The organism is Dendronalium sp. ChiSLP03b, assembly GCF_034531165.2.
Classification (GTDB): Bacteria; Cyanobacteriota; Cyanobacteriia; order Cyanobacteriales; family Nostocaceae; genus Dendronalium; species Dendronalium minutum.
Genome location: NZ_JAVRBR020000125.1, coordinates 55593 through 69542, shown reverse-complemented (window position 1 = coordinate 69542; position 13950 = coordinate 55593). Strand labels below are relative to the sequence as shown.

General features: G+C 42.9%; 10 protein-coding genes. 7 read left to right on the top strand and 3 right to left on the bottom strand.

The window, feature by feature from the left end:
- The first annotated feature begins 24 nt into the window (after nucleotides 1–24).
- The 5 genes from coaD to RMY31_RS29045 all read left to right on the top strand — a co-directional run bounded on the left by coaD (nucleotide 25) and on the right by RMY31_RS29045 (nucleotide 6994).
- A complete protein-coding gene (gene coaD, locus RMY31_RS29065; protein WP_322656742.1) occupies nucleotides 25–576 on the top strand; it encodes a pantetheine-phosphate adenylyltransferase in 552 nt (183 codons plus the stop codon).
- Nucleotides 486–1136, top strand: a complete 651-nt coding sequence (locus RMY31_RS29060) for a DivIVA domain-containing protein (protein WP_322656453.1) — start codon at nucleotides 486–488, stop codon at nucleotides 1134–1136. The genes coaD and RMY31_RS29060 overlap by 91 nt, the downstream gene beginning before the upstream one ends.
- A gap of 251 nt (nucleotides 1137–1387) precedes the next feature.
- On the top strand, nucleotides 1388–2335 hold the full coding sequence (locus RMY31_RS29055; RefSeq protein WP_322656452.1) for a LysR family transcriptional regulator: 948 nt from the start codon (nucleotides 1388–1390) through the stop codon (nucleotides 2333–2335).
- A 455-nt stretch (nucleotides 2336–2790) separates the two neighbouring features.
- Complete coding sequence (locus RMY31_RS29050; RefSeq protein ID WP_322656451.1) at nucleotides 2791–3870, top strand: anthranilate phosphoribosyltransferase family protein; 1080 nt, start codon at nucleotides 2791–2793, stop codon at nucleotides 3868–3870.
- A 703-nt stretch (nucleotides 3871–4573) separates the two neighbouring features.
- Nucleotides 4574–6994, top strand: a complete 2421-nt coding sequence (locus tag RMY31_RS29045) for a sucrose synthase (protein ID WP_322656450.1) — start codon at nucleotides 4574–4576, stop codon at nucleotides 6992–6994.
- A gap of 152 nt (nucleotides 6995–7146) precedes the next feature.
- Here the strand turns inward: RMY31_RS29045 and RMY31_RS29040 are convergent, their stop codons facing one another.
- Both RMY31_RS29040 and RMY31_RS29035 read right to left on the bottom strand, forming a co-directional pair.
- Complete coding sequence (locus RMY31_RS29040; RefSeq protein WP_322656449.1) at nucleotides 7147–7821, bottom strand: peptidoglycan-binding domain-containing protein; 675 nt, start codon at nucleotides 7819–7821, stop codon at nucleotides 7147–7149.
- Between the two features lie 475 nt (nucleotides 7822–8296).
- A complete protein-coding gene (locus RMY31_RS29035) occupies nucleotides 8297–8422 on the bottom strand; it encodes a hypothetical protein (RefSeq protein WP_409878760.1) in 126 nt (41 codons plus the stop codon).
- Between the two features lie 308 nt (nucleotides 8423–8730).
- Here RMY31_RS29035 and RMY31_RS29030 point away from each other — a divergent pair, with 308 nt between their 5' ends.
- A complete protein-coding gene (locus RMY31_RS29030) occupies nucleotides 8731–9450 on the top strand; it encodes a hypothetical protein (RefSeq protein WP_322656448.1) in 720 nt (239 codons plus the stop codon).
- Nucleotides 9451–9596: 146 nt separating this feature from the next.
- Here the strand turns inward: RMY31_RS29030 and cax are convergent, their stop codons facing one another.
- Nucleotides 9597–10679, bottom strand: a complete 1083-nt coding sequence (gene cax, locus RMY31_RS29025) for a calcium/proton exchanger (RefSeq protein ID WP_322656447.1) — start codon at nucleotides 10677–10679, stop codon at nucleotides 9597–9599.
- A gap of 486 nt (nucleotides 10680–11165) precedes the next feature.
- Between cax and RMY31_RS29020 the strand changes: the two genes are divergently transcribed.
- Complete coding sequence (locus RMY31_RS29020; RefSeq protein ID WP_322656445.1) at nucleotides 11166–13880, top strand: DUF3536 domain-containing protein; 2715 nt, start codon at nucleotides 11166–11168, stop codon at nucleotides 13878–13880.
- Nucleotides 13881–13950 lie beyond the last annotated feature (70 nt).

The following is a 13950-nucleotide window of genomic DNA, read 5'->3' as shown; positions in this document are numbered from 1 at the left end:
GCAGTTTTGATGCACTTAAATACTGTGATTGCTATTTATCCAGGTAGCTTTGACCCCATCACCTTAGGTCACCTTGACATCATTCAGCGTGGTAGTAGGCTGTTTGAGCAGGTGATCGTTGCTGTACTACGGAACCCTAATAAGGTGCCACTTTTTACTGTGCAGCAAAGGCTAGAACAGATTCGTCTAGCTACACGACATCTACCTAATGTAGAAGCCGACAGCTTTGATGGTCTGACAGTCAACTACGCCCAAGAGCGACAAGCACAAGTTTTATTGCGGGGTTTAAGGGCAATTTCCGACTTTGAGGTCGAGCTACAAATGGCTCACACTAATAAAACTATTTCAACTCAGATAGAGACTGTTTTTCTAGCAACATCAAATGAGTATAGTTTTTTAAGTAGTAGTGTGGTAAAAGAGATTGCAAGATTTGGTGGTTCTGTCGATCATCTTGTTCCCCCACACATTGCCCTAGATATATACAAATGCTACAATCACAACTCTCCAACACCGAACCCAATCAAAACGGAAGCTATCCCCCCCCTCCAGAATATCCCAACGGATCTGGAAGCGTAGATATTCAGCAGGAACTTAATCGTCTGGAGGATTTGATTCTTGATGGTCTGCGTATTCCGCTGACGGGACGCACGCTAGTAGACGAGGAAATATTGTTGGAGCAGCTCGATTTCATCAGACTTTCCTTGCCATCAGTTTTTCAGGAAGCAGCAGCTATCCTAGAACAAAAAGAGGAAGTTCTGCTGGAGGCAGAAGAGTATGGGCAGCAAATTGTTGAGGCAGCCCAAGCAAAAAGAGCGCAAATTTTGGCTGAAAGTGATATTACCAAGCAGGCACAACGGGAAGCTGAAGAACTGCGGCAACAAGTGCAAAAAGAATGTGAGGCAATGATGCAAGAAACCCTCACCGAAATTGAGTTAAAGCGGCGTGCCTGTCAGCAAGAGTTAGAAGAAATGCGAAAAACTGCGATCGCCCAAGCTCAAGAAATTGAAAATGGGGCTGATGAATATGCTGATAGTGTCCTCGAAGGTATCGAGCAAGACCTGCAAGATATGTTACGAATCATCACCAACGGACGGCAACAACTACGAGCAGATTCACCTTCCTCCAAGAGGAAATAGTGCTGAGCGGAATTAAAAATTACGTGTATGGTAAAAATATTTTTACCTTTTTATAAATCAAATTTAAAGGTGCGACTACTCTTTTGGTAGAGGAAAAAAATTTTGATTTTCTGCTCTCTGTCTTTGTTCGGTGAGTAAAAATTTTTATTAAAATATGTCACAAAGAAAGTCTTGTAACAAACTCTACTAAATTGTGAGGACAAAACCGTTAACTTAATGAAAGCCATAAATGTAATTCAGGCTACATAAACATGCGGCTAGAGCAGTTGCAAGCCTTTCTGGCGATCGCACAAACAGGCAGCTTTCAACAAGCAGCCCGGAAATGTGGTGTTACTCAATCGACTATTAGTCGCCAAATCCAGTCATTGGAAGCTGATGTAGGGGTAGAACTATTTCACAGAACAAGTCACGCCAAATTGACTTTGGGAGGCGAACGTTTACTACCTCGTGTCCGCAAAATTTGCCAAGAGTGGGAGACTGCCACACAGGAATTAACAGACTTATTCGCAGGCAAGCAGCCAGAACTTTGCATTGCAGCGATTCACTCATTATGTGCTTCTTACTTGCCGCCGGTGTTGCAAAAATTTTGTCACGATTATCCAGAAGTACAATTGCGAGTCACATCATTGGGTAGCGATCGCGCCCTCAAAGTCCTCAAAGATGGATTGGTGGATCTGGCAATTGTGATGAATAATCGCTTTTTAACCACTGGTAAAGAGATAGTTGTAGAAGTACTATATGATGAACCCATAGAAGTGCTGATTGCAGCAAATCATCCCCTAGCCCAACACGAACGCATCCCCTGGTCGGAGTTAATTCATTATCCGCAAGTAGTTTTTAAAGATGGTTATGGGATGCAACGCCTAGTGCAAGACAAGTTTGAGCGCTTAGAGGCTAGACTTCAGGCAGCTTTAGAGGTCAATACTCTAGATGCCTTCCGGGGAGTTGTGCGTCAAGGAGAACTGATAGCTTTGCTGCCTCACTCAGCACTAATGGAAGCACTCCAAGACCCCACCCTAGCAGTTCGCCCTCTAGCCAGTAATAGTACTGGTGCGGTGTCTGACAATACTGGTTTGACTCGCCGGGTAGTAATGGTAACCACTCAAGACCGTCTCCAGATTCCCCCAATCAATCACTTTTGGCAACTGGTGCGGGAAGATATCCCACCGCAATTTCAGCAGCAGCGATCGGCTTCTTAAGTGTCATTTGTCAGTGGTGAGCCAGTGCGGTCTTGGGGTCTCACGCCACTTCCTTCAAAGAGGGGAACCCCCACAACGGAGTGGCTCCCCAAGGGACATCCAATAATTAAATTACTCAATTCCTGCATCCAATATCAGTATCCAATTTCTTCTCCCCCTGCCTCCCCTGCTCCCCCTGCTCCCCCTGCTCACCTAAGCGATTGATTATTTTTTTATTTGGAAGTCCCCAAGTGGAGCATCTGGCGTGCTTTCCCTCATGAACAACTGGCGAATCCAAAGGGTTAGTAGTTAGTGGAAATACCATTTTGAATTTAGGGTCGTACCTTTAGTGCGCTTCCAGCGAAACTTTGATTTTTGATTGTGAAACAGTTAATGGTAGTGGCTTTGAGTGCTTCATCTGTCACAATCACTGTTCAAATTGGTATAACTAACAACTGATAAAGGACAAAGTAAATATGAGCAATATATTTAGAGAATTACTGAAAAAGGTAGGTAGTGGAAACCACACGGGAGAGAATTTAACTCGTGCGGAAGCAGCTACCGCTACAAAAATGATGCTGTTGGGTGAAGCAACACCAGCCCAAATAGGCGCGTTTTTGATTGCTCACCGGATCAGGCGGCCTACGGGGGAAGAGTTAGCGGGTATGTTAGATGCCTATGATGAACTGGGGCCAAAGCTACAACCAATCGCTTCTGCACGTCCAGTCATAGTGTTTGGTCTACCTTACGATGGCAGAACGCGGACTGCACCAATTGCCCCAGTTACGGCTTTACTACTCGCCGCAGTTGGACAACCAATAATCATGCATGGTGGCGATCGCTTGCCAACAAAATATGGATTACCCCTGGTAGATATTTGGCTGGGACTAGGAATTGATTGGACTAGTTTACCGCTGGCAAAAACACAGCAGGTATTTGAACAAACGGGAATTGGCTTTGTTTATACACCCGTTCATTTTCCTTTAATTAAAACTATTTGGGAGTACCGCGACCAACTCGGCAAACGTCCACCCTTCGCCACAATGGAACTAATATGGTGCCCATATGCTGGGGATGCCCATATTATTCCTGGGTTCGTCCATCCTCCCACAGAAGCCATGTTCAAAGTAGCTCTTGGGTTGCGGGGAGTGACAAAATTTACATTTGTGAAAGGATTAGAAGGTAGTTGCGATTTACCACGCGATCGCACTGCGATTATTGGTTTATCTACACCTGACGCACCTCCAGAAATAGAAAGGTTACTTCTGGCACCGCATGAATACGGCTTTACTACCAAGAACGTAGCCCTTAGCAGTACCGAAGAGTTGATTGCCGAAATCCAAAAAGTTTTAGCTGGTCAACCTGGAGAACTAATGCAAACAGCCTTGTGGAATGGAGGGTTTTATCTCTGGCGGAGTGGCATTTGTCCAGATATGCGATCGGGTATAGCCAAAGCAGAAGAATTATTTACCAGTGGTGTGGCAACTACCAAACTTCAAGAACTGATTCAGGCAGTAACTTCAGCATCACAGAAGTCATTTCAACATACTTACTAAGTCACATAAAAAAGGCAGTCTCAATGAAAAACTTGCACCGCCATGCATGAAAAAGGAACTAGGGACTGGGGACTAGGAAGGCTGGGAGAGTTTTTTCATCTGTCCTGTATACGTAGTTCATCATGGCTACTCATACCAATTTAAAAAATGATTGCGACAGATGGATTTACATAACCCAGACGCAGATGGCAATTCCCAATCCCGATCCAAAATCCAAAATTGTATTAGATAAGTTGCTGATTAACATAGCAGTTAAATTTCATTTATCAATATTTTATTGTTTAGATATCTAATAGAAATGAGTATTTAGTTTGATTGACAAAAGTATGTATTAATGGGTTAAAAGTGCCAATCTATCTCTTAAAGATATAAACTGAGGGCTAGACTAGGAATACATATCACAAAACAATACTTGGCAGAAAAATTTTTTTTAAACTTTGTGAGAGAATCATTACATACATTACCTCTCTCAAAAGTCCAGAGAATTGTACACCTTTAGTTAGAGCCAAAAATACTGAGTATTAGATATTTTAAGTAAATAGGAACGCGAATTGAGAAGCCTTATGGAGAGAGACTGCCGTAAGGAAACACAGAGAGAGATTTATCTGTGTTTAATTGTGTTTCTATGCGATTAGACAGAGGGTAAGGATTTATTTTATTCTGCCTGGAAGTCAAAAATGCAAAATCATCTTTAGGGGTAAACATGTCCGAATTGATACAAGCAATTTTAGATAGTGAAGAAAAAAGTGATTTGCGTTCCTTCGCTAGTGAATTACGTCAGCAAGAACAAAAATATTTGCTGCGAAACGACATACTGAATGTATTTAGTGAATATTGCTCTAAGTCTCAGAAGCCTGAAACGTTTTACGCTTCTTCCCACTTGGGCAAACTAATTTACTATACTCAGGAAATTATTCAAGAAGACTCAAACCTTTGTTTCATCATTCGTCCCAAGATTGCTAGTCAAGAAGTTTATCGGCTAACAGCAGACTTGAGTTTTGAGCCAATGACGGTGCAGGAACTGCTAGATCTACGCGATCGCTTGGTGAACAAATTTCATCCCCACGAAGGCGATCTGCTAGAACTAGACTTCGGCCCGTTTTACGACTACACCCCAACGATCCGCGATCCAAAAAACATTGGCAAGGGGGTACAGTTTCTCAACCGCTATCTATCCAGCAAAATCTTCCAAGACTCCAAACAATTGCTGGATAGCTTATTGAATTTCTTGCGCCTGCATCAATATAACGGTATCCAGTTGCTGGTCAACGATCGCATTAAATCACAAGAGCAACTTTCCGAACAAGTAAAAAAAGCTATAGCTTTTGTAGGAGGTCGCCCCAGTGATGAACCCTACGAAGAATTCCGGTTTCAATTGCAATCGATGGGTTTTGAACCGGGTTGGGGAAACACCGCCCAGCGAGTACAGGACACCCTTAACGTCTTAGATGAATTAATTGATTCTCCCGATCCCCAAACTCTAGAAGTTTTCATCTCTCGCGTGCCGATGATTTTTAGAATCGTCTTGGTGTCTGCCCATGGTTGGTTTGGGCAAGAGGGAGTTTTAGGTCGTCCTGATACTGGCGGTCAGGTGGTTTATGTCCTCGACCAAGCAAAGAATTTAGAAAAGCAACTCCAAGAAGATGTCTTGCTGGCTGGCTTAGAGGGACTGAACGTCCAGCCAAAAGTGATTATTCTCACTCGCTTAATTCCCAATAGTGATGGCACTCTTTGTAATCAACGGCTAGAAAAAGTCCACGGCACAGAAAACGCTTGGATTTTGCGAGTGCCTCTGCGCGATTTCAATCCCAATATGACTCAAAACTGGATTTCCCGGTTTGAGTTTTGGCCTTATTTAGAAACCTACGCCTTGGACTCAGAAAGAGAACTGTTAGCAGAATTTCAAGGTAGACCAGACTTAATTGTTGGTAACTATACTGATGGAAATTTAGTGGCGTTTCTGTTGGCACGATGCATGAAAGTCACCCAGTGCAACGTCGCCCATGCTTTAGAAAAATCCAAATACTTGTTCAGTAACCTCTACTGGCAAGATTTGGAAGATAAATATCACTTTTCCTTGCAATTCACTGCTGATTTGATTGCGATGAATGCTGCCAACTTCGTCATCAGCAGCACTTACCAAGAAATTGTCGGCACACCGGATAGTGTTGGCCAGTATGAGTCCTACAAGTGCTTCACCATGCCGGAGTTGTACCATGTTACCAATGGCATTGAACTATTTAGTCCCAAGTTTAATGTGGTTCCACCTGGGGTGAATGAGAATGCTTATTTTCCCTACACACGGACTCAAGACCGAGTAGAAAGCGATCGCGATCGCATTTCTGAAATACTCTTTACCTTAGAAGACCCGTCCCAAATCTTCGGCAAACTTGACGATCCCAACAAGCGTCCTATCTTTTCCATGGCGCGTCTTGACCGCATTAAAAACCTCACAGGTTTAGCAGAATGCTTTGGTCAAAGTAAAGAATTGCAGGAGCATTGCAACTTAATTTTAGTAGCAGGTAAGTTACGCGTAGAAGAATCAGGCGACAACGAAGAACGTGATGAAATTGTCAAACTCTATCACATCATTGACGAGTACAATCTCCACGGAAAAATTCGCTGGTTGGGTGTACGCCTGTCAAAAACTGATTCTGGCGAAATTTACCGAGTGATTGCTGACCACAAAGGAATCTTTGTCCAACCAGCTTTATTTGAAGCCTTCGGTTTGACAATTCTGGAGGCGATGATTTCCGGATTACCAACTTTTGCCACACAATTTGGTGGCCCATTGGAAATTATTCAAGATAAGGTTAATGGTTTTTACATTAACCCGACTCATTTAGAGGAAACTGCCACAAAAATTCTAGAATTTGTCAGCAAATGCGAACAGAATCCTGCTTACTGGGATACAATTTCTCAGAAAGCTATTGACCGAGTTTATAGCACATATACTTGGAAAATTCACACTACCAAGTTGTTATCATTAGCCCGAATTTACGGCTTCTGGAACTTTACCTCGAAAGAGAATCGAGAGGATTTGTTGCGTTACATCGAGGCTTTGTTCTATTTAATTTACAAGCCCAGAGCGCAGCAACTGTTAGAGCAACACAAGTATCGGTAATTAGGGACTGGGGACTGGGGACTGGTGACTAGGAAAGACTGGAAAAAGGTTAAAGGGTAAAGAGCAAAGGTATAGTTCTTCCCGTTTCCCATTTCCTAATTCCTAATCCCCATTGCCCCTAATCCCTAGAAGGGACTCCGAGTTCCCGATTGTTATCTTGTCAAAAAGTACCAAGTTCTTTGACCGACGATTCCATCCACTGTTAAATTTTGTTTGTTTTGAAAGGCCTTGACAGCACTTTCTGTCAGCGCGCCAAAAACTCCATCAACTCGAATAGCATAGCCATTAGCTACTAATAGCCGTTGCAAGATTCTCACAGCAAGACCTGAACTACCAAAACGTAGATTTGGTATATTTTGGTTAGTAAATCTTGGAGATTTTGCAATACCTATTTCGTCACAATTTTGTTGGGCTATTAACTGTTTTTTACTAGGAAAACTTGCCTTTTGAGATTTTGCAACAACAATTTCATCGCTACTTTGTTTGGCTATTAGGCGTTGTTCATCAGGAAACTTTACCCTTACAGCTTGGAAATGTTGAAACTCAGCCAAGCTATACAAGTCTTTGGCAAGAATCTTCTGTGTCTCACTCATCAGAGTTTTTTGATGCCCACGCTTAAGCGCTAATCGAGTGACTGGAAAAGTCTCATTTAGCTGCATAAATTCAGGTGGCGCGATCTTCGCAGTTGGAATTAACTGATATGACCGATCCTGTGTTGATTTTTGCACGCCATTGCCTAGCTGAATTACAGACTGCTTGGGTAAATTGGACGGAGATAGTTGTTTCGTGATTAACACGCCCGTCATCAGCAGGACAATATCGTTCATTGTATTTGATATTACTAACACCCATATTTCCTTTGACAGAAAAATTGCCTTGAGTCCGGAATGGTGTGTACTTACAAGTTAAGAAATCGCCACAATTTACGGCAATCGTAATGATTGCTGAAGGTGTGGATAATTTCTGCCCTGTTTACCCTGCTTACCCTGTCAACAATAATAAACTCTAGATAAGAAAAAATTTATTCCACCCTAAGCAGTATATCTATCTCCAATGGTCGAAGAATAATTTCTACAATCCACCGAAATATATCCATTCATCAAACGCATAAATTCTTCGCCTCGCTATCCTGCGTCTATCCAAATGGTGTTCAACCGTTTTACCTGATTTACCAATATCGTGAACTCGTTAGAGAACTTCTTTACCCCATCTCCAGAAATAACCATACACCTCTGACCGCGCAGGAAAATCTCAAGGGTTAGCTTGCCATGTACACCCTTCACACAAAACATAGAGAATAATTTAGAACCACAGTGTTTTCGTACTTTTGCAGTAAAGCGATTTAAATGACAAAATTTCGAGGCGATCGCTTAATTCACGATTGGATTTGAGGTTTAACCCACATTCTGCATGAGTAATCGTACTCATTGTTTTGCCCTACGCAGGTTTTTTTGTCAAAACCTAAATTTTTATAAAACGGCTACAACTCATTTCTGGCAATAAATTCACGCTGATTTTCAAACTAAACCTGCGGAATGTGGAGTTCAAGGTAATTAAGATTATTTTTCTATATTCGTAGTCAAAAAAGAGAGATTAGTTATACAGATACAATGCTGTATTTTTCTATCAAAATTTAAATTGATAAGTGATGGATACACGGAGAAATTTCTTGATATTATTCCAAATATAGTGGATATACAAAACAGTTTCATTTATTAAAGAGTGCATAAATTCTCATGAACCCTAAAATATTCACACAGAAAATTCTTGGAGTAGTTCAATACTACGTATCACAAGATTCTCGGAAAACTTGGGGTAAGCCTTTCAACGATCAGACATTCAGGCAACAGATATTTCTTGAGTTAATCCAAAAAATTAATTTCTCAGCCATAGTTGAAACAGGAACATATAGAGGCACTACAACAGAGTATCTTCATAAATCTTCACAATTGCCTGTTTATACGGTGGAGTCCAATCCGAGATACTATGGTTACGCAAAAGCTAGATTGTTTGCATATAAAGATATAGTGATTAGTTATGGAGATAGCAGATCCTTTCTAAGACGTATCGTGGAAAGCTCGACACTCATCCAAGGACAAATATTCTTTTATCTAGATGCTCATTGGGGCAAAGACCTTCCTTTGAAAGAAGAGATTCAAATAATTTTTGAAAACCATCCTAAAGCAGTAGTAATGGTAGACGACTTCAAAGTGCCAGGTGATGAAGAGTATAAATACGATAATTACGGAGAAGGTAAAGTTCTTAGTCAAGAATATCTGGAGCCAGTAATTAAGAACTTGAATTTAGCAGCGTTTTTCCCCTCTCAGAGAGCTGAATTAGAGACTGGAGCCAAAAGAGGTTGTATTGTGCTTACAAAAAACCCTGACTCGATCAAGAAATTACAGGAAATGAATACCTTAATATCTTATTCCAACAGCTATTTATCTAACAATTAGTTGTAGCGGATGTAATTGATAGAACTGTATTTAATCACGCCCCCTGTTTTTTCTCTTTCAATTGGCTATCTAGCCAATAAGCACAAAAGCGATCGCTCTTGTTAAACTAAAAAGCGATCGCTCCTGCAATTTACTATCGAAAGTAACTATCCAATACCGCTAATGACTGGGTGGAAGTAAAAGGCAAACCCCAAAACTGTATAAGCGGCTAACAGTAAAGTGCCTTCTAACCAATTGGACTTACCATCAGAACTAATGCTATTGGCAATCAATACCGACACAGCCACAGCAACTAATTCAAAGGGCTTGAAATCTAAATCCATTGGCTTCCCAAGTGCCCACCCTGCTATCACTAAAACGGGAGCAACAAAAAGGGCAATCTGCATACTCGATCCCACAGCCACAGAAAGGGATAAATCCATCTTATCTTTCATCGCAACGGTAACTGCTGTGGCGTGTTCTGCGGCGTTACCAATGATGGGAACTAGGATCACCCCTGTAAACAATGAAGTTAAACCTAGCTTGGATGTAGCTACTTCCAAAGTATCGACCAACATTTCTGACTCAAGCGCTACCAAGAGGGTACATACTAGTAGCACTCCACTCCACAGCCAAATGTTTGGTTTAGTATGAATTTCTTCTGTCTCTGCCACACCCACATCATACAAATAGGCATGGGTTTTCATAGAAAAGAGCAGTGTTAGGGCATAAACCAGAATTAACACTACCGCAACAGCAAGAGACAGATTTTGTAGGGTTTTTTCGCTAATTCCGATAGAGGTGTAGTTCATCGCCGTGGGCAGTAAAATCGCAATCACTGCTAAATTCATTGATGAAGCATTTACCCGCGCCACAATTGATTGAAATGTTTGTTCCTTGTAACGCAGTCCGCCCAAAAGCATGGAAAGACCCATCACCAGGAGTAAGTTGCCGATAATCGATCCCGTGATGCTGGCTTTGACTACATCCACCAATCCAGCATTCAAGGCAATCAAAGCTATAATCAGTTCCGTCGCATTGCCAAAGGTGGCGTTTAACAACCCTCCTAATGTCGGGCCAACCACTACAGCAATTTCTTCTGTGGCTGTGCCCATCCAAGCTGCCAGAGGCAGAATTGCTAAACCAGCCGTGATGAAAACTATCAAGTCTCCCCACTCTAGAAACTTAGCTGCTAAGGAAACCGGGATAAAGAGTAACAGAGAAAGAAAAAGAATGTTTTTACCTGACATTTATTACCTTGAGTTGAAGATATCCTATCGAAAGCACTTAGCACACCAATTAGGATACTCTCAACTGTCGGCGAACCCATTCCGAGATTACACTGTTCCTGAACTGCTGTTAGAAATATAAAGTAAGATTGCGATTTAAATAGTTTCTGCAATCTTTTGTAGCAAAACTATGAATTTGAGTCAAAATTTTACACCAAAGATGGGGTTTAATATATTAAAAGACAATTAAATTTTTGATTGGCCCTGCCAACGAGAAAACCCCTAACTGAGGCGTTGTTCAATGGCTGATTATTTTGTGCCTTTTGGGAAATGTCTGTGCGATAACGCAGATTTCCCACTTTAGTAAGACCGCTTTCTCGGAGATTTGGTTGTATTCTATATCCATTAGTTTTCGTCTATACCGGATTTTGCGTTCAAACCTCTGTAGAAAGGTTTAACTACAGTGCTTTTGACGCAACTACAAGTTTTTTGTTTGGATAAATATACATGACTTCTGCTGCTGAAATGCCAGCTAGTTCTGGCTCAATGTTTACATCACATATAACTGCCAAAGATACTCACCAAAGCGATCCCCTAAAGAAAGCTACAGGTGTTTATGTGACGGTGCATGGACATTTTTACCAGCCCCCACGGGAAAACCCGTATCTGGACGCAATTGAACGTCAACCGAGTGCTGCACCTTTCCATGATTGGAACGAACGGATTCACTGGGAATGCTATCGCCCGAATGCCTTTGCCAGGATCTTAAATGACCGAGGCGAAGTCATGGGGATCGTGAATAATTATGAGTATTTCAGCTTTAATATCGGGCCAACGCTGATGTCGTGGCTAGAACGCCACGATTTGGAGGTTTATCAGCGGATTTTGGAGGCAGACGCTAAGAGTGCCCAGCGCTTGCATGGTCACGGCAATGCGATCGCGCAAGTATACAATCACATCATCATGCCCCTAGCCAACGAACGGGATAAATATACCCAAATTCGCTGGGGCAAAGAAGACTTCAAATCCAGGTTTGGCCGCGATCCCGAAGGCATGTGGCTAGCAGAAACAGGTGTGGACTATGCAACCTTAGAAGCTCTGGTTGCTGAAGGTATTCGCTTTATTATCCTTGCACCATCTCAAGCACTGCGTTGCCGTCCTCTACCTACCAAAGATGATCCCAACCCAGAATGGCATGAAGTTGGCGGTAGTCAGATCGATCCCACGCGCCCCTATCGCTGTTATTTAAAGCCCACACTCAGCACTTCAGCTTCTGCTTTAAGTTCGATTCAGGAGGGTAGTGGGGGTACTGACTATTCCCGCCCTTATATTGATATCTTCTTCTACGACGGCCCCATCTCACGGGACATGGGTTTTAGCGATGTCGTTTATAATTCCAATCATTTTGCTGGACGCATCGGTTCGGCAGTGCGTGGGGATCATCGTCCAGCACAATTAATATCTGTGGCGACAGATGGCGAAACCTTTGGACACCACAAGAAGGGAACCGAAAAAACTTTAGCCTACGCTTTTATCAACGAGTTTCCTCAGCACGGTTGGACGGTGACGAACTTTGCCCACTACCTCAGCCTAAATTCTCCCGCTTGGGAAGCGGAAATCAAGTCGGTCACGGCGTGGAGTTGTGCCCATGGTGTTGATAGATGGCAAGATGACTGTGGTTGCGGTGGTGAAGGCGGTGTTTGGCATCAGAAATGGCGTCGTCCCCTGCGGAATGCCTTAAATTGGTTGCGAGATCGGCTAACAGAGGTATACGAGGAATGTGGTAAACAGCTTTTGAGCGATCCCTGGCAGGCACGGGATGAATATATCCAAGTGATGCGCGATCGCTCCCCTGCCAATGTCAGCCGCTTCCTTACCCGCCATCAAACCCACAAACTCACAGCAGCTGAACAAGTAGACGCTTTGCGTCTATTGGAAATGCAGCGTCACGCTTTATTAATGTTCACCAGTTGCGGGTGGTTTTTTGAAGAACTATCTCGTCCAGAGGGAACGCAGATTCTCCGCTACGCAGCCCGTGCTTTGGAATTGGCGGGAGATGTCGCGGGTGTGCAGTTGGAAAAAGGCTTCCTCAAACGCCTGGGTTTAGCCCCCAGTAATGTTGATGACTTCAAGCACGGTGGGGAAATTTATCGACAATTAGTACTGACTGCCCAAGTAGGCTTTAAGCAAGTAGCCGCCCATTACGCCATTACTTCGCTGTTTAGTAATCACAAACCAGCAGAAACACGCAACTTTCTATCGACAGATACTGCTAGCAAAAATCCCCATCCTTACCAAAAGCGAGTTTATTGCTACACCGCCAATGAGCTAGATTACCAACTGCAACGCATGGGATCGCTAACTCTGGTTGTGGGGCATTTAAAGCTAGTGTCAGAAATTACCTGGGAAAGCGAACATTTAGTGTTTGCTGTGCTGCATTTGGGAGGCTGGGATTTCCATTGTTGCATTCAGCAATTTACAGGGCGGCGTGACTATAGCCAATTAAAAGAAAAGCTGTTTGGGGCCTTGCAACAGGCGAGTGCAGCTAATTCTATTTTGGTAATGACGCAGCTATTTGGTGAAGAAACTTTCAGCTTACAGAATCTGTTTGCTGAGGAACGTCACCGAATTATGCGGTTGATTAGTCAAGAAACGCTGACACGTTTAGATCAACTCTACACTCAGGCATATCGGGAGAATTACGGCGTACTGATGGCGTTCCACCGAGATGGATTAGTTGTGCCACAAGAGTTGCAGGTAGCAGCGGAGATTGCATTAGGGTATCGCTGTATGACAATGTTGCGATCGCTTGAACAAGACATAGCTGAACCACAACTGTGTTGGAATCACATTGTAGAATTAGAGGCGATCGCTACCGAAGCCAAACATTTGCGTTGTCGGCTGAATATTCCTGAAGGCAAGCAGATGTTAGAACAGTTGATTGTGCGATCGCTCTGGCAGTTGTTGCATGATGCTAATGGTAGTTTTCATGCAGATATCCAACTCTTGGATCGGTTGATTGATGTTGGCTATCAGTTAAATCTTGGCATCTCCCTAGAGCGATCCCAGGAACTATACTTCAGTTGTCTGCACAGTCAAATTTTACCCTTGTGTCTCACAACTCTTGCCAATGAAGAGGATAGCAATCAATGCCGTCAGTTGCTAAAGTTAGGGCAAAAGTTAGCTGTTGATGTCAGCGCAATTTTGAATAAATTTGGCTAAAATCGCACCAAGATGAAGAGACTTGCGTGCGCTGGTTCCCCAAACTTGCGGGTAGAGACGCGCCATGGCG